A 17,759-nucleotide genomic window follows, 5' to 3' on the forward strand; every position below is an offset into this window, starting at 1 on the left:
TCCTTTACCTGATTGGAACTTGGAAAACTTCAATGGTGAATACACTAGAGTAGCTATGCTTATATTGGTATTGTAATTTTAACTTTTGTACCAAATTCCACCTTACTTTCAATATCAATTGTTGCGGTTTTATCATAATTTATTCTTAATCTTTCTATAATATTCACAAGGGCATAACCAGGACGATTAGCTTGTTCATCAAGAATGTTGTTTTCTGACTTTATAGACTGCAGATATTGCTTTATTTGTTCTAATTGATCAAATGGTATGCCATACCCGTTATCAGTTACGTTAATCACTAGGTTTTTTTCCTGTTTGAATGCACGAATATAAATAAAACCATTTTCTTCTATTGATTCTATCCCGTGTATAATTGAGTTTTCGACAAGTGGTTGAATTAATAGTTTAGGGATTAAGTAATTAGTAATATCATCGTCAACGTCGATTTCAAAGGAAAACTTATTTGGAAATCGCTCTTTTTGTATGTTTAGATAGTTCTTAACCAAAAGCAGTTCATTGTTAACGGTGACTAGGTCTTTTCCATCACTTAAACTTAAGCGGAAAAATTGTGATAAAGAGTAGATTATATTTGCAATGTCTTTCTCATTTTTCTTTTGTGCCATCCAAAAAATTGTATCTAACGTGTTATATAAAAAATGAGGATGGATTTGAGCTTGTAATGATTTTAATTCAGCTTCTTTTTGTCTTAAACTAGAACGATAAACATCATCGATAAGTTGATTGGTTTGTTGAACCATCAAATCATATCCTCTGCCTAAAGCTCCAATCTCATCCTTACCGTGAAATTCTACCTTCTGAGAAAAGTCCCCCTCCTGTAATTTTTCCATTGAAACTGTCAGTTTTTTTAGGGGTTTTGTGATAAATAGAGAAAGGTACCATGAAACCCAGAGGCTCAAGGCGAAGCAGAGTAATGCAACAATAAATGTTAACCCTTTAATGGTCTGTAATTCTTTTAATAATTCTTTTCTAGGCTGAATAAGTAAGACCTTCCATCCCAAGTTGGAGTTGGATTGTGATAGTAGCCAGTCATTATTTGTTAGGGTAATAGCATTATTTTCATAAGTGCTTTCCTGTAAAATAGGGATATGATTAATAGTGTTACCAATCCATTGTGTATTGTTTGATGAAATGACTATATCGTTTTCATCGAGGATAAATATTTCTGCACTATCACTTAAGCCTTTTGTATATCGATTTCGTAATGTTTCTTCATTTATCCCGATAATAAGAATACCTAAATCATTTAGCGTGTTAGAATTTTTCAATACCTTTGTTAAAATGATTTGAGTACGTGATTCTCCTATAAAAACTCGCTCGTCCCCTTTTAATAATGTCCAAGAGGGCTTTCCTCTTAATGCGACCGCAAGCCTATAATGATTTGTTTTTTGAAATTCTTCAAACGGCATCGTACTTGTCACTCCGGTTTTGTTAACGGCTAATGATGGAATATCCTTATTAAATCCATAAAGGATGAGTGATTGCATATCCCGATTATTAACCATTAAACTTGAAGCGATCTCCTTTGTTTGGCTACGCCTTGAATAAGTGTCGTCTTGAGTAGTGGGATTTAAATATTGCTGGACACTTGATAGTAAAAAAAGGTAGTTTGAAAAGTCAATCAAATTATTGGAAATGTAGTCTAGTTGATAGCTAATCTGATCGGTGATTTCCATCTGCGCTACATTTGCTTTTTTTAGTACCTGATTTTTAGCCGTATAATAAGAGTAGCCCCCAGTAATACTAACTGTAATAAGTAGGACAGGGATAAACCACACAAATATTTTAAAACGAATGGGTAAATCGAGATAGATATTTTTTATTATTTTCATATGCTATGATCAATTCCTCGACTAGTAATAAGCTAAAAACTTATATCGCCCTTTGTTTAAAATTTGTAAACGCTTTCTCTGACGCTAGAATAGCATGGTATCTTCTTCAAGTAAAGTTGATATATGAAAATTCTTCAGTTGAATCTTTGCAGTTGAGTCAATTTCATCACGCGAAATCTTTACAAGACAAAGACTTTCAAGCAGAAAAAAAGGCCCCCAAAATGTCAAAACGAGTAAGTAAACAAATAAACTCTAAGACAGGAAGGGGGACTTCTAATGTCCGTTATATCATCTCGTGATCTTCTCCATTTGTCGCAATCACTTTTTTATACCACTCGAAACTTTTCTTTTTCATGCGTTTCATTGTACCGCTTCCATCATCATGTTTATCTACATAGATGAATCCGTATCGCTTTTTATATTCGCCAGTATTAAATGATACACAGTCAATGCATCCCCATGGCGTATAGCCCATTAAGTCCACACCATCTAAAGTAACCGCCTTTGTCATTTCTTCAATATGTGTCTTTAAATATTCGATACGGGAATCGTCGTTAATTTCCCCGTTTTCTTCTAGTTTATCAACTGCACCAAAGCCATTTTCGACGATAAACAACGGCTTCTGATAGCGTTCGTACAAGAGATTTAGTGCATATCGAAGGCCAATCGGATCAATTTGCCAGCCCCAGTCAGAAGCTTTTACATAAGGATTCGGTACACTACCTTCAAAACCTGAGGTTGCTTTTCCAGTACCTTCAGTTCCTGCCTGAACTGCATTCGTCATATAGTAACTCAATCCAACATAGTCCACAGTGCCTTCCTTGAGGATTTGTGCATCTCCTGGTTCCATCTGGATATGAAATCCTTTACGCTCCCATTCTTTTATAGCGTAAGATGGATAAGCACCGCGCACATGCACATCACCGAATAAGTAACGGTCATGCATGGCTTCAACAGAATACATCATATCTTCTGGTTTACAAGAGTACGGATAGATTGGCACACAGGCAATCATACAGCCAATTTGGAAATCGGGATTGATTTTATGACCAAGCTTCACGACCTTTGCGCTTGCAACTAATTCATGATGCACAACCTGATACATACATTCCTCCGGATTTTCTTCTTTTGTAAAGTCGACGCCAGAGCATGTATAGCCAAATAGCGGATTTTTGAAGCTCTTCTGGTTATTAATTTCATTAAAGGTCATCCAATACTTTACTTTGCTTTTATAGCGTTCCATTACGGTAGTACTGTATTTCACAAAGAAATCAATCACCTTTCTGTTTTTCCAGCCTCCGTATTTTGTTACCAAATGATGCGGCATTTCAAAATGAGAAAGAGTGATAACTGGTTCAATATTATATTTCAGCATTTCATCAAAGAGCTCATCATAAAACTTCAGCCCTTCTTCATTTGGATATTCTTCATCACCATTCGGGAAAATTCTAGTCCAGGCAATAGAGGTGCGGAAACATTTGAATCCCATCTCCGCAAATAATGCGATATCCTCTTTATAATTTGAATAAAAATCTACAGCATCATGGTTGGGATAATAGAGACCTTCCTCTACTTTATCTGTGATGACACGGTCGACTCCATGTGCTCCGCCCGTTAATACATCGACGATACTCACACCTTTTCCGCCTTTGTTCCAACCGCCTTCTACTTGATGGGCTGCAACGGCTCCACCCCATAAAAAATCATCCGGTAATTTACTCATTTGAAGTCCCCTCTCCTAGTTACTGATTGCCATGACCTGATCTAAAATCTCAACATCTTTTGGCCCATCTATAGTTACATCTGTATAGTCAGTTGTATTCGTTACAATAAAAATAACCGTTGGATCATAACTATGCTTTTCAATCAATTGTTTATCAAAACTAATTAATAACTGACCTTTCTCTACTTCTTGGCCTTGTTCTATATGTGCAGTAAATCCTTCTCCACGCATATTGACTGTATCGATTCCAATATGAATCAAAACTTCCACTCCGTCCTTAGAGGACAACCCGACTGCATGATTCGTTGGGAAAAGCGCTTTAATTTTACCTGTAAATGGAGCGTAGACATTCCCTTCATCAGGGATAATGCCAACACCTTTCCCCATCATTTCAGAAGCAAATACCTGATCTTTTACTTCCTTCACTGGGATAGCGTGTCCTTTTATAGGACTGTAAATGCTACCTTCATGAGCAGTATCTTTCTCCGTGTCATTGTTCTTTTCTTTAAACCCTAGGATATAAGTAAGTAGCAGAGCTAATCCGAAGGAAACAACGATAGATATCAAGAAGCCTATAAACTCTGTTCCATAGCCTTCTTTAAAGAAAGCTGGAAGCGTTGCAATACCTGGCATATTATAGCCCCATGATACTGCCCCAAATGCACCTGCAATACCGCCACCAACAGCACCTGCGATACAACCGTAAATCATAGGCCATTTCAACCTTAAATTCACACCATAGAGAGCAGGTTCAGTAATCCCAAATAAACCTGTAATCGCTGCTGGAAGGGATACATTCTTCATTTCTCTATCTTTTGTTTTAAAATAAACACCAAATGCTGCACCAGCCTGCGCAAATACAGCGGATGCCTGAAGTGCAGTAAACGTATCAAAACCTAGAGATGCATAGTTCCCAACAGTAACTGGTGTAATGCCCCAATGAACACCAAATATCACGAGTACTTGCCAAACTCCACCAATGACAACACCAGCAACAATCGGACTTAAGTGATATAAGAAGTTATAAACATCACCAATTGCTCCACCAATCGTGCTGCCAACTGGTCCAAACACCAGTAGAGTCAGTGGGACAATAATTACAATACAAAATAGTGGTGTGAATAAGTTGCGAACGACACTAGGTAAGATTTTTTCAAAAAACCGTTGTAAGTACGATAAAATCCATACAGATAAAATAATGGGAATAACAGAAGATGTATAGCTCAGCATTTGAATCGGAATTCCTAAGAAGTCTAAAGGCTGCGCAAGTACTGGAATGCCAACTACATCATTTAACAACCTCATCGTATCCGGATTATTCAATGCTGCTTGAATGAGGCTCTGAACCGCTGGATCTGCTGAACCGCCCGTCAATAGATTGCTTGCAGTAATCATGTGGATAAAGTCCGGATTGACTAATGCACATGCTGTTACGACTGCAATAAACACATTGACATTGAACTTCTTAGCTGCCGTAATCGCTATCATGACTGGAAGAAAAGTAAATCCAGTCCACGACACGAAGTTTAAAATACGGTACGTTCCACCTGCTGTATCCAATAAATCTAATGCCGTAAGTACACCAAGAGTCCCCTGTAAAATACCGCAGGCCGCAAGTGTATATAAAAACGGTGCAAAAATACTTGAAATAATATCAATCAATTTGTTGAAAATACCAACCTTGGGCTGACTACCTTTTTCTTGCGCTTTACTTTCATCGAGCTGAATCATGGATATCACATGCTCGTAAGCATCTTTTACATGATTACCGATAACAATCTGATATTGTCCGCCTGCTTCCACAACCGTAATAACCCCTTGAATCTTGGAAACGCTTTCTTTATTCACCTTGGAAGTATCCGAAAGAATAAAACGAAGTCTAGTTGCACAATGGGTGACATTAATAATGTTGTCATCTCCACCTAGCTCTTGTACAATTTCTTTTGCTGTTTTTTGATAATCAATCGCCATGGAATGTAACCTCCCGTATCTAATTTATTGAATCCAATGTAACAAGAAAAATCCGGATTGTCAGTAGCTCTGAGCAATCCGGACACATATGTACCATGAGTTGAAGCTTGTTTTAAATAAGAAACATGCTGTTTTTTTATATTCGCCTTGCAATGGCTTCCAAAACAAAAATAACGGGCACCTGTGTCGTTACATTGTATTCTCCATGCACAAGTTCATTAGTCATATAGTAAGCAATGTTGTAATCTGACATTTTGGCTATCGTTGAGTTCTCACTGTTGGTAATACTGATAATCTTACAGTGACGGGATTTAAACTGGTTTATGAGGTGAACCGTCTGCTGTGTTTCTCCAGAAACAGAAAGGGCAATGACTATCGCATCCTCATACAAATCTTCAAAAATCGGATAAAATGGATCATCGATGTGATGACTAAACTTTCCCATATTAGAAAAGTACCTGGCCCCATACTTGCCTAAAATTCCAGAAGAGCCTACTCCTACAAAAATCACTTGCTTCGATGTTTGTACCATCTTACCAGCCTTTGTAATCCGTTCCTCAAACTCTACATTATTCGTGCTTTTGAAATAGTGTAGAATTTCAAAGATATCATTCGCAGGCTTTTTCTGTTCACTTTGCTCCAAGTATAATTTAAACTGCACTCGAAACTCAGCATAACCGTCACAGTCTACCTTTTTGCAAAAACGTAAAATAGTAGACGTAGAAACATATACAGCTTCCGCGAGTTCTCTAATCGTCATAAATAGTACTTGATTGCCGTTTTTCATCACATAGTCATATACCATAAACTCTAGTTTATTAAAGCTTTGTATTTTTTCATATGAAAACATATCAATACCTAATTTCATAGTAGTCTAAATCCGATAACATTCGATTCACACAATAATTCTGACCCGTGAAAAAGTTAAAGGATTTGAAAGTTCTAATTAGATTATTTAACTGAAGTGGTAGGCACCAAGAAATATCAGTCGTCTTACAACTATCTTACAGCAATTAATAGAAAACTTCTTGAGATTTCTTTTAAGCATCACTAGTAGTGCATGAAGAAAACACTCTTTCCCCAAACCTTCGTGATGATATATTGAAATATATTAAAAATGAGAACGCTTTCTTAAATTTGATGCATTGTTTAAAAGTTGACTGAATAATAAGCTTAGTGAGAATCGAAATTAAGAAGGGGCGGATAAATGATGAAAAAATGGCTTGTGATGTTTGGTGTTCTTATTTTAACGTTAGCTTTGGTTGCATGTAGTGGCGACGATTCAAAGGATGAGGCGGAAGGTACAAAGAAAAGTGAAGAAACGAAGACAGGAGAAGATACGGAGAAAGGGACTGCTGAAAAAGTTACATTAAGCTTTTTCACAGCACAGCCAGACCGTACAACTGGTATGGGGGCAATCGAACAACAAATTATTGATGCTTACATGGATGCAAATCCAAACGTAACGATTGAGGTTGAAGCACTACAAGATGAGCCATATAAAGACAAGATAAAAATTTATTCATCTGTTAATGATTTACCCGATATTTTGCACACATGGGGGCAGCCATCATTTATTGATCCGTTACTTAACAATGGATTGTTACATGAACTCAATCCGGAAGATTTTGCAGATTTAGGATTTATTGAAGGGTCTATGAGTGGGTTTTCTAAAGGTGATAGTGTCTATGGGATACCGAAAAACACCGACTTTTTAGTGCTTTATTATAATAAACGATTGTTCGAGGAAAATGGTGTTGAATTACCAAAAACACAAGAGGATTTAGTGGACGTATCTAAAAAACTACGTGAAAAAGGGATCAGCCCAATTGCTATAAATGGAATGGATGGTTGGACACTACCGATGTGGTTCGAATATGTGTTACAACGTGAGGCAGGCTCATTCGATGTGATGGATGATGCACTACACGGGAATGCTTCTTTTGCAGATGATGTGGTAGTGGCAGCTGCTACTACGATGAAAGAAATGGTCGATGCTGGAATCTTTGCAGATGGTTATTTAACTGCCGATTATGGAACTGCAGCCAATTTATTCGGTCAAGAGGGTGCAGCGATGTATTTGATGGGGAGCTGGGAAATGAGTTTAAGTCAGAACGAAGATTACCCTGAAAGCTTTAGACAAAATGTGGGTGTCATGAACTACCCAATCTCTGATAAATCTGAAGTTGGAGATGTACTCATCTATCATGGTGGTGGATACTCAATCGCTGAGAACTCAGAACATAAAGAGGTTGCAGTTGATTTCCTGAAATTTTTCTTCCAACCTGAGAACTGGGTAAAGCTGGTTTGGCAAAGTGGGGCAGCAACCCCAGCACAATCCTTTGATAAATATTTAACAGGTGAAGAATCTAGCCTGCAGAAAGAAATAATTGACATCTTTAATAGTGTGACATCATCAAGTGGTACACCAGTACTCGATGACGCTACTGCTGAATTTAAAGAAACAATTATGAATCTTCACCAGGAGTTGTTTACGGGTGGAATTACACCACAAGAATTCAGTGTGAAACTTGCAGAAGCCGCGGATAAAGTAAAGCAAGCTGGTGAGTAATAGGATGATGTAACAATAGAAAATCTGAAGATGATGGGGGTGGACATGCCATCATCTTCAGCATTTATAAGGAAAGAGTGATTGCAATGGACCGATTGATGTCGGATAAGAAGACGATTTTTACTCTTGTTGCACCTGGCTTTTTAATACTTCTATCGATGATCCTTCTTCCGATAGCAATGAGTGTATATTATGGAACAACAGATTGGAGTGGTATTGGGAGCTTCAATTTTGTTGGTTTGGAGAATTTCAAAAATATTATCTTTCATGATGATGTTTTTAGAAAATCATTACTTAACGCATTGTACCTGACAGTCGCAACAATCCTTATCCAGCATCCATTAGCTATATTGCTAGCAATCCTTATTACGCATTGTGGCAGATGGGAAAAAGTATTACGGACAATATTATTCATACCCGCGATTATATCTGTTGTCGTTACAGCCAAGCTATGGGCAAGTGTTTACAATCCGCAATATGGATTGCTTAATAATATGCTGGAAACAGTAGGGCTATCTTTTTTAAAACAGGACTGGCTGGGTGATCCAAGGTTTGCGATTTGGTCAGTCATTCTCGTGGTGATGTGGCAAGGATTTGGTTATGCCTTTTTACTTTATTATGCGGGATTAAAAGGAGTTCCAGAAGAATTATATGAAGCTGCGAAAATAGATGGTGCTAACTATTTTCAACTATACGGCCGTATTGTTATCCCATTGTTAGCTCCAATGATGAGGGTTGCAATTGTTATTGCAGTTATTACATGTCTTAAACAGATGGAAGTCGTTTTCTTAATGACAAATGGTGGACCAGGAAGTAGTACACAATTACTTGGTAACTATCTCTATCAGACAGCATTTTCGAAGGGGTTATATGGATATGGAAATGCGATTTCTGTTGTATTTGTAATTATTGTTCTTATTATCACAGTTATCTTAAATAAGATACTGACGAGAGATGTTGGTGAATACTAATGGTAGAAGAAACACATCAAAATCAGATAAATATACCAAAAAAGAGACCTCTTCGAAGTGTCGGAAAAGTTATTTTGTATGCCATTATGGCTTTAATAGGCATCGTACAGATATTCCCACTGATTTGGTTGTTTGATTATTCATTATTGAAGAGTGGAGATTTCTTTGGAAATGCTATTTTACAAATTCCAAATCCACCACAATGGGAAAACTACATCAGTGCATTTACACAAGGAAAGGTGCTCCCCTATTTTATCAATAGTGCATTAGTTACGTTTGTATCTGTAGTATTGACAGCGGTTGTTTCAGTATTACTTGCATATGCGATAACGAGAATGAAATGGCGCTTAAGTGCCTTAGTTGCGAATATCATATTGATTGGTATGATGATTCCAATTCACGCCACATTGTTGCCTAACTTTATTATTTTTCACAAAATAGATCTTTTGAATAGCTATTGGGCCCTAATCTTGCCGTATACGGCATTTAATATACCAATAAGTATGTTTATTATTACTGGGTTTATGCAGACAATACCTCGTTCGATTGAAGAGGCGGCTGTTATCGACGGTAGTAGTATTTTTGGTATTCTTCGTCATATTATTTTTCCACTTACAAAACCTGCAATTGCTACGATTAGTGTAGTGAATTTTATCAATTGCTGGAATGAGTTTATTATGGCATATACATTTATTACGGCGGATAAATATAAAACCTTACCTTTCTCCATTATTCAATTTACTGGACAATATTCGTCCAATTATGGTGCTCAGTTTGCTGTTATGTCTTTAATAGCTATCCCATCTATCATTATTTATTTAATCTTTACAGATGAAATTAATAAAGGATTGATGGCCGGTTCTATTAAATAATTATGGTTTTGACAAGGTGGGGGTAAAGTGATGACCATTCGAAATAAAATACGTATCATTTTATTCACAGCAATAATTGGTTTAGTTTTAATACTTGGTGCAGTTTACCAGTCGATAAATCAGATTGAACAGATAAATGATAAAGTTTTACATGTGGTAGATGCTTCGCAAAAAGGCGACCAAATCGTAAGTGCAATGAATAGTGCTAGGAAAAATGATATGGAATTTATCAGGACGTTAAATCTGCAGTATATCACTGAAGCTGAAGCAGCAATTAGTCATTTAAAATCAAATGCAGAAGTGATTCGACTTCTCGTCCCATTAGAGACCATTGAGAAAACAACTGAGACTTTAATTACCCGAGCAGATTTATATGTAGCCCAGCTTCATGATTTAGTTGAAAAACAATTGGAATTGGATCTCAAGAATGAGGATGGACTATCTGTAGCGTTGTCTGTAGCAGCCAATCGCCTACAAGAAATTGTCATAGAGGTAGACAATGTGGCACTTGTAAACGAGATGTATAAGATGAGATTACTTGAGAAGGAATATATTCTACAGCCATCACAAGAAAATGGGCAAGCAGTCTCGCGCTTTATATCCGAATTACAGAATACAATAAAGAATCTTGACGAGATAACACCTAGTCAAAAAGAAGAGATAGAAAAATCATTAAGCGGCTATTACGGGAAGTTAAATTTGTTAATCAAAAATTATAGTGAGATTCAGAGTAATATCAAAACTTTCGAGACTGTAAACGAGTATATGGATTCAGGTGTTCTAGATATACAAGTAGTCCTTACCGAACAGCAAAATCTCATTTTTCAAGAAAAAGACAGGACACTTGGAGTACTGTATTTGGTCTTAATAGGACTGGGCATAATTGTCTTATCCATTTTAGTTACGTTAGGATTGCTGATTAGTCGATCCATTATTAGTTCAGTTGAACGTCTTCAAATAGGGGCTGAAAAGTTTGGTGAAGGGGACTTTACATACCGGGTGGATGATCGTGCTAAAGATGAAATGGGTGAGTTGGCGAAGCACTTTAATTATATGATAGAAAAGGTGCAATCTGCATTTTTTGAAGTGAGGCAGGCAACTTACCAATTATCTGATCACTCGCAAACACTTGTCAGTATTTCAGAAGAAACAACGGCCCAAACGGAAGAAGTAAATGTGTCTATAAGGCATGTTGCAGCGGGAGCGGAGCAACAACAAGGAGCATTGAAGGAATCGACGGCTTTAATGGATGAACTGATTAAGAAAATTGCTTCAGTCAATCACTATACAGAACTGATTAATAATCAGGCAAGGACCAGTTCGCTGCAGGGAGAAGCTGGTTTGAAAACTGTTAAAGATCTTGAGAGGGCATCAGGGATTTTTATAGAGTTCGTACAAATGTTAATCAGTAATGTCAATGATATCGAAAAACAGTCAAAACAAATCGTGAGAATTACTAAAACAATTGAGGAAATCTCAGATAATACCGATTTACTGGCATTAAATGCTGCGATTGAATCAGCTCGGGCTGGTGAAGCAGGTAAAGGCTTTTCAGTAGTAGCTGGGGAGATTAGAAAGTTATCAGTGAGAACAAAAGGTGAGGCTCAAAATATTCATGGGGTTATTAATGGCATCAATCATTTTATGGAAATCTTAATTGAAAAAGCGGCTCATCTAGATGAATATAGTGAATCTCAAGTTAAGGCTGTTGTGCAAAATAGGGAATCATTTCAAAGTATTGTTGGGCAGGTCTCTGATATAGAAACTTATGCAAGTCATATCGATGCTGAATTAGTGAATGTCAATCATTCTTCAAGGGAAATCATTGAATCTTTGTATGGTGTGGAGAAAGTTTCTGAGGAATCAGCAGCTTCAGCAGAACGAGTTTTATCATCAAGTACAGATCAATTAGCTGCAATAAGTGAAGTGACTCGTGCAGCGGTGAATTTGGAAGAATTATCACAAGAGCTTAACAATGAAATTGGGCATTTTCGTTTGGAAAACAAGCTTTCTAGTACGGAGGAAGGGGCATATGCAAATGACTAGTGTTATGGCAAGCTTATCTCGGGCGTGTGAGTGGATATGGCGTCTTGCTTATATTAATCTTTTGTGGATTTTATTTACTACGCTAGGCTTAATTCTATTCGGAATTGCACCTGCTACTTTTGCAATGTTTGCTGTCATACGAAAATGGGTGATGGGTGAAGAAGAAATAAATGTGTTTCAAACTTTTTGGAAATCATATCGGTCAGATTTTTGGAAGACCAATCTATTGGGATGGATTTTAATAATAGGTGGATTCATTCTCTATATTGACTTTCTTTTTATCGGGAATTTCCAAGGGGGGTATGCGACTCTCTTATCTGGCCTACTGATTCTATTATCAATCTTGTACCTTGTTATATGTGTATATATATTCCCAGTGTTCTCGCATTATGAACTGAAGTTCTTTCAGTATATAAAATATGCTGTTCACATCGGGATTACTTCTCCCTTATCAACGATCTTAATTGGCATTTGTGCGCTAGCTGTTTATTATGTAGTCGCTTTTATACCTGGAATTACGCCATTCTTTTCAGTGAGTGTGCTCAGCTATATTATTATGCGCTTAGCGTATCATTCCTTTTGTAAAGTCGAAAGAAAATATACGAGCTATATAGAGGAGGCATAACGATGGAAAACGTAGGTTTACAGTTTTGGTCAATTAAAGAAGCGGTTGAAAAAGATTTATTAGGTATGATAGAGAGTGTAGCTGAAATGGGCTATAAAGGGGCTCAATTTGCTGGATTTGGTAGTCATACTGCTGAAGATGTCAAGAAAAAGATGGATGAAGTAGGTATAAAAGCTGCGGGTGCTCACGTTCAGCTCACTCAATTAGAAACTCAATTTGATGAAACATTAAGATACCATGAAAAAATAGAAAATGAGTTTATTATAGTTCCATATTTGCCAGAAGAACTAAGAAAGACCGGAGATGACTATAAACGTCTAGCTGAATTACTCAATGATATTGGTCAGAAAGCACTGGCAAGAGGATTTTCATTGGGCTACCATAACCATGACTTTGAGTTCGATATTTTTAATGGAAAGACAGGGTTTGATATTCTTTATGAAAATACAGATGCTGACCATCTGAAAATAGAATTGGATTGTTTCTGGGCTGCTGTGACAGGAAATAATCCGCTAGACATTATCGAAAAGTATGGTGATCGCGTTGTATCCTTGCATATTAAAGATATGAAAATGGACGGTGACCAGAAAATTTCAACAGAACTGGGGACAGGGACATTACCGCTGGCAGAGTATGTAGAGAAAGGTAAAGAACACAATGTGAAATGGTTTATCGTTGAACAAGAACATTTTACAAAAGACCCAGTAGCAAGTGCAGCGCAGAATGCTAAAACATTAAAAAACATTGTTGAGTAGTAATAGTAAAGCAACTAGAATACTGAAGATAAGAGAATTTGCTGCATTATTATCAGAGGAGCAGGTTTGTCTAGAAATGCCGAAATCATTTCTAGACAAACCTTTTTGGTGTGCAATCCGCCTATCGACTCGCTGCACAGAATATTTTGATTTGATAAACAATAGTAAAAACAATACAGTAAATCATAAAAATGCATACTTGTTCAAGGGAAATAATCTAGCTATATTTAACTTAGATTGTAAGCGCTTTAATACAGGGTGAACTATCTACGATAAAACCATTGTATTGAGTCAATCTAAGAATAAAATCAAAGTGTTAATAGGGGGATAACACGCAAAGGAAATCGTAGAAAAATAATATCTGGGAGGGGAAGTAATGCAAAAAAAGGTTTCATGGGCTGGTCCAGTATTAGCCGTATTCTTGAGTCTACTCTTGCTAAATCCAAATGGCTCTAGTGCGGCAGTTATCAACGGGGTAAACGATTCGATGTTTGGAGAAAATATCTTTATTTTTGATGAATCTATGTCGGATAGCGCAATACAATCTATTATAGATTCGAAGTTTGCGGAGATGGAAAATGGAGATACAGGAGCCGAATTTACTGATAAAAGAGTTACGTTCCTCTTTAAACCCGGCGAATATGATGTAGCTATTGATGTAGGTTTTTACACAACAGTAGCTGGTTTAGGGAAAAATCCAGATGATGTAAAAGTTAGCAGCTTTGATGTTGATGCTCAGTGGTCTGAGGGGAATGCAACTCGGAACTTTTGGCGTTCTGTTGAGAACTTTTCAGTAGTTGGGACAGAGGATTCAAGATGGGCTGTTTCACAGGCGGCACCGATGAGACGTATGCACTTTAATAAAAACTTGAGTTTGTGGGATCTAACCCCTTGGTGGGTGGCAGGCTGGGCAAGTGGAGGATTTATTGCTGATTCTGTAATTGATGGGAATGTCTCTCCGGCTTCTCAACAACAGTTTTTTTCTAGAAATAGTAGTTATCAAGAGTGGCAAGGTAGCTTGTGGAATACAGTGCTGGTAGGTGACGAAAATCCTCCTAGTAATGTAAAGCCATATCCCGAAGAGACCTACACGATTATAGATAATACCCCTGTTATTCGGGAAAAGCCTTATCTTTATATTGATGATTCTGGGCAATATAATATTTTCGTTCCAGAACTTCAAGAGAACAGTAAGGGCGTTACCTGGAAGAATGGCTCTACACCAGGAAAGTCTATTTCTATAAATGATTTTTACATTGCTAATCCTTCGGATAGTGCAGCAAATATTAATGCGGCATTAAGTCAAGGAAAGCACTTGTTTTTTACCCCGGGTATTTATCATGTGAATGAGACAATTGAAATTAATAATCCAAATACAATTGTTTATGGAATGGGGTATCCGACAATTATTCCGGAAAACGGGGTAACGGTCATGAAAGTAGCTGATGTAGATGGCGTGCAACTTGCAGGACTTCTTTTTGATGCAGGTGAAGTTAGTTCAGACCATTTATTGCAAGTTGGGCCGGATAACAGTTCGGCTGATCATTCAGCTAATCCTATTTCTTTGCATGATCTTTTCTTTAGAGTTGGCGGAGGCACACAGCTTGGAAAGGCTGAAGTTAGTCTTGAAATCAATGCCGATGATGTGATTGGTGATCATTTTTGGATATGGCGTGCTGACCACGGCGATCATGTCGGCTGGAATGTGAATACTGGAGCAAATGGGCTAGTTGTAAATGGTGATGATGTTACCTTATATGGTCTGTTTGTAGAACACTTTCAAGAATACCAGACATTGTGGAATGGCAATGGAGGTAGAACATATTTCTATCAAAATGAAATTCCATACGATGTTCCAGATCAAGTATCTTGGATGAGTCATAACGGGACAGTTAATGGATATGCCGCATATAAAGTAGCGGATTCAGTCACCTCCCATGAACTATGGGGTGGAGGAAGTTATTCCTATTTCCGTGACGCAGCAGTAAAACTATACAATTCTTTTGAAGTACCAGATGTTGAGGGGATCAATTTAAATCACCTGACTACAGTATGGTTAAGTGGCACCGTGGGAAGTGAAATCACACATATTATAAATAATCTTGGGGCTAGTGTTTCAAATAATGACGCCAATATGGTGGCGAATATATCCCAATTCTTAGGTGGAGGCAATGAAGGTACAGGCATAGAAAGAGATGAATGGATAGTAACAACGAATGTTGCAGGAAGTAGCGTTGATCTTCATCTTATTAGAGATGGAAATGAGGGTACTCGTTGGACAACTGGCACACCAATGGTGCCGGGTCAATCTTTAACAATAGATTTGAAGGCGAAACAAAAATTTAATCAAATTATTATGGAGTCTGCGGGAAGTGCTGATGACTATGCCCGAGGTTATGAGATCTTTGTCTCTAATGACGGTACAAATTGGGGTAATTCAATCGTAACTGGAACGGGTAATAATGCTCGCATTATTGTGGATTTTGCAAATCAAACTGCACGTTATATCAAGATAGTGCAAACAGGTACTCATGATAATTGGTGGTCTATAGCTGAGTTATTTGTAAATAATGACGGGAATGACCAAGGGAATGGAGAAGGTCCAGGCTATGAGTGGTCAGTCACAACAAATATTACAGGAAGTAGCACTGATCCCGCCCTTATCATAGATGGGGATGAAGGGACTCGTTGGACTACTGCTACACCAATGATTCCGGGTCAATCTTTAACAGTGGATATGAAATCACAACGGAACATTAGCCAGATTATCTTAAAGCAAGGCGGTGGTGACTATGCCCGTGGCTATGAGGTATACATTTCCAATGACGGGCTAGGCTGGGGGAATCCGATTGCAAGCGGACCGTCCGATGAATCGACAGTTACTATTGATTTTCCGGCACAAACTGCACGCTTTTTAAAGATAGTCCAAACTGGAACTCACGATAATTGGTGGTCTGTCAATGAGTTAGTTGTTAATAACACCAATAGTTGAAGGTGATTAAGTAGTCAATAGTTATAGGTGTATCAATTTGTAGAGCGGAATCGGTTTCGATTCTGCTCTTATTTTTCTCAAAAGCTAAAAAAGTATAGTTAATGTTAAAAAAACACAGATGATAGCGCTTTCTTCTAGAATATTCAGAGTTTATGATTAGGTTGTAGTTATTTTTTAGACAAAGGGAGAGGGATAAAGAATGATTAGAAAGTTTAAAGGGCTATTGTTTTTAGCAATATTGATGGTGTTCGCAGTTGTAGCTGCTGGATGTAACAATGGGGCCAGTAACTCGATTGATGTGGGAATTGTGTTACCGACAAAGGATGAGCCGCGTTGGGTACAGGATGAGCAACGTTTCAAGGATGCGTTAGCAGATTCTGATTATTCAACAGAAATTCTATTTAGCCAAGGATCTTCAGCGAAAGAGAAAGAAAATGTAGAGGCATTACTAAATAAAGGAATCAAAGTATTGATCATCACGCCTCATGATGGTGCAGCTGCTGCATCAGCAGTAGAAGCAGCGAAAAAAGAGGGTGTAACTGTTATTGCTTATGACCGTTTGATTACAGATACAGATGCAGTGGATTATTATGTAACATTCGATAGCTTAGCAGTTGGTGCTGCACAGGCACAGTATTTAGTAGATAATGCACAAGGTTCTGACGTTCCGCTTTATTTGTATGCAGGGGCGGCTTCAGATAACAATGCATTCCTATTTTTCGAAGGTGCGTGGCAAGTGCTTCAACCAAAAATTGCAGATGGCACTTTTAAAATTGTCAACTCAAGTGAAGCAGAGACACTGAAAGGTTCAGCGGATCTTTCACGTGACCAGCTTGGGAAAATCATAGGTCAAATTACGACGAACTGGGATGCAAATGAAGCAAAAAACAAAGCACAAACGCATTTGACAGCAGCAAGTGACGACCAAAAAGGTGATGTTGCTGTTTTAGCTCCGAATGATGGAACAGCTCGCTCAATCGCAGATGTATTTGCTTCAGATAGTGCGATTTCAAACTTCTTTGTGACGGGACAGGATGCGGAAAAAGCATCAATCCAATACATCATTGACGAAAAACAATCCATGACAGTCTTCAAAGATGTTCGTACATTAGTAAAAGACGCGATGGGGATGGCGGTTGAAATCCTAGATGGTAATACACCAGAAACAACAGGCTCTTATGATAATGGCTCAATTGAAGTGAAAGCGAAACAAACGGACGTTATCGTGGTTGATAAGGACAACGTGAAAGCTGAGCTCATCGATTCTGAATACTACGAAGCAAGTGAATTCACGGGTATAGAGTAAGAGTATCTGATTGAGAAAGGAGAGTAGTGGTAGGTAGTATCGACTATCACTATTTCTCTATTTCTATTTTGTTTGG

At 37.7% G+C, this 17,759-nt stretch carries 12 protein-coding genes; 8 read left to right on the forward strand and 4 right to left on the reverse strand.

The features are described from left to right. Positions 1-59 precede the first annotated feature (59 nt). From N1I80_RS02790 to N1I80_RS02805, 4 genes are all read right to left on the reverse strand, one after another. Positions 60-1,850 (reverse strand): sensor histidine kinase, encoded by a 1,791-nt coding sequence (locus N1I80_RS02790; RefSeq protein ID WP_340736440.1) that lies wholly within the window; start codon positions 1,848-1,850, stop codon positions 60-62. A gap of 283 nt (positions 1,851-2,133) precedes the next feature. Beyond that, on the reverse strand, positions 2,134-3,573 hold the full coding sequence (locus N1I80_RS02795; protein WP_340736441.1) for a 6-phospho-beta-glucosidase: 1,440 nt from the start codon (positions 3,571-3,573) through the stop codon (positions 2,134-2,136). Between the two features lie 15 nt (positions 3,574-3,588). Further along, positions 3,589-5,544, reverse strand: a complete 1,956-nt coding sequence (locus tag N1I80_RS02800) for a beta-glucoside-specific PTS transporter subunit IIABC (RefSeq protein WP_340736442.1) — start codon at positions 5,542-5,544, stop codon at positions 3,589-3,591. A gap of 136 nt (positions 5,545-5,680) precedes the next feature. After that, on the reverse strand, positions 5,681-6,412 hold the full coding sequence (locus N1I80_RS02805) for a MurR/RpiR family transcriptional regulator (RefSeq protein WP_340736443.1): 732 nt from the start codon (positions 6,410-6,412) through the stop codon (positions 5,681-5,683). Between the two features lie 339 nt (positions 6,413-6,751). On the opposite strand from N1I80_RS02805, the gene N1I80_RS02810 reads away from it, so the two are divergent. The 8 genes from N1I80_RS02810 (at position 6,752) to N1I80_RS02845 (ending at position 17,683) form a co-directional block, all read left to right on the forward strand. After that, positions 6,752-8,116 (forward strand): ABC transporter substrate-binding protein, encoded by a 1,365-nt coding sequence (locus N1I80_RS02810; RefSeq protein WP_340736444.1) that lies wholly within the window; start codon positions 6,752-6,754, stop codon positions 8,114-8,116. Positions 8,117-8,202: 86 nt separating this feature from the next. Continuing rightward, positions 8,203-9,087, forward strand: coding sequence for a carbohydrate ABC transporter permease (locus N1I80_RS02815; RefSeq protein WP_340736445.1), 885 nt, complete (start codon positions 8,203-8,205; stop codon positions 9,085-9,087). After that, the gene (locus N1I80_RS02820; protein WP_340736446.1) at positions 9,087-9,959 is read left to right on the forward strand and encodes a carbohydrate ABC transporter permease; all 873 of its coding nucleotides are present in this window, start codon (positions 9,087-9,089) and stop codon (positions 9,957-9,959) included. Before N1I80_RS02815 ends, N1I80_RS02820 begins: the two co-directional genes overlap by 1 nt. Positions 9,960-9,989: 30 nt before the next feature. After that, positions 9,990-12,005: a methyl-accepting chemotaxis protein gene (locus N1I80_RS02825; protein ID WP_340736447.1), complete on the forward strand. Its 2,016-nt coding sequence runs from the start codon at positions 9,990-9,992 to the stop codon at positions 12,003-12,005. Next, positions 11,992-12,630, forward strand: a complete 639-nt coding sequence (locus N1I80_RS02830) for a YesL family protein (protein ID WP_340736448.1) — start codon at positions 11,992-11,994, stop codon at positions 12,628-12,630. Before N1I80_RS02825 ends, N1I80_RS02830 begins: the two co-directional genes overlap by 14 nt. Before the next feature lie 2 nt (positions 12,631-12,632). Further along, positions 12,633-13,385 carry a sugar phosphate isomerase/epimerase family protein gene (locus N1I80_RS02835; protein ID WP_340736449.1) on the forward strand — a complete coding sequence of 251 codons (753 nt, stop codon included), beginning with the start codon at positions 12,633-12,635 and terminating at the stop codon, positions 13,383-13,385. A gap of 376 nt (positions 13,386-13,761) precedes the next feature. Further along, positions 13,762-16,377 (forward strand): discoidin domain-containing protein, encoded by a 2,616-nt coding sequence (locus N1I80_RS02840; protein WP_340736450.1) that lies wholly within the window; start codon positions 13,762-13,764, stop codon positions 16,375-16,377. Between the two features lie 199 nt (positions 16,378-16,576). Next, positions 16,577-17,683 (forward strand): sugar ABC transporter substrate-binding protein, encoded by a 1,107-nt coding sequence (locus N1I80_RS02845; protein WP_340736451.1) that lies wholly within the window; start codon positions 16,577-16,579, stop codon positions 17,681-17,683. Positions 17,684-17,759 lie beyond the last annotated feature (76 nt).

The organism is Sporosarcina sp. FSL K6-3457 (genome assembly GCF_038007285.1).
GTDB lineage: Bacteria > Bacillota > Bacilli > Bacillales_A > Planococcaceae > Sporosarcina.

Excerpts from the sequence above, each read along its gene's own strand:
- N1I80_RS02845 (WP_340736451.1), top strand. The coding sequence starts at position 16,577 with ATGATTAGAAAGTTTAAAGGGCTATTGTTTTTAGCAATATTGATGGTG.
- N1I80_RS02820 (WP_340736446.1), top strand. The coding sequence starts at position 9,087 with ATGGTAGAAGAAACACATCAAAATCAGATAAATATACCAAAAAAGAGA.
- N1I80_RS02795 (WP_340736441.1), bottom strand. The coding sequence starts at position 3,573 with ATGAGTAAATTACCGGATGATTTTTTATGGGGTGGAGCCGTTGCAGCC.
- N1I80_RS02825 (WP_340736447.1), top strand. The coding sequence starts at position 9,990 with ATGACCATTCGAAATAAAATACGTATCATTTTATTCACAGCAATAATT.
- N1I80_RS02790 (WP_340736440.1), bottom strand. The coding sequence starts at position 1,850 with ATGAAAATAATAAAAAATATCTATCTCGATTTACCCATTCGTTTTAAA.
- N1I80_RS02805 (WP_340736443.1), bottom strand. The coding sequence starts at position 6,412 with ATGAAATTAGGTATTGATATGTTTTCATATGAAAAAATACAAAGCTTT.
- N1I80_RS02800 (WP_340736442.1), bottom strand. The coding sequence starts at position 5,544 with ATGGCGATTGATTATCAAAAAACAGCAAAAGAAATTGTACAAGAGCTA.
- N1I80_RS02840 (WP_340736450.1), top strand. The coding sequence starts at position 13,762 with ATGCAAAAAAAGGTTTCATGGGCTGGTCCAGTATTAGCCGTATTCTTG.
- N1I80_RS02830 (WP_340736448.1), top strand. The coding sequence starts at position 11,992 with ATGCAAATGACTAGTGTTATGGCAAGCTTATCTCGGGCGTGTGAGTGG.
- N1I80_RS02810 (WP_340736444.1), top strand. The coding sequence starts at position 6,752 with ATGATGAAAAAATGGCTTGTGATGTTTGGTGTTCTTATTTTAACGTTA.
- N1I80_RS02835 (WP_340736449.1), top strand. The coding sequence starts at position 12,633 with ATGGAAAACGTAGGTTTACAGTTTTGGTCAATTAAAGAAGCGGTTGAA.
- N1I80_RS02815 (WP_340736445.1), top strand. The coding sequence starts at position 8,203 with ATGGACCGATTGATGTCGGATAAGAAGACGATTTTTACTCTTGTTGCA.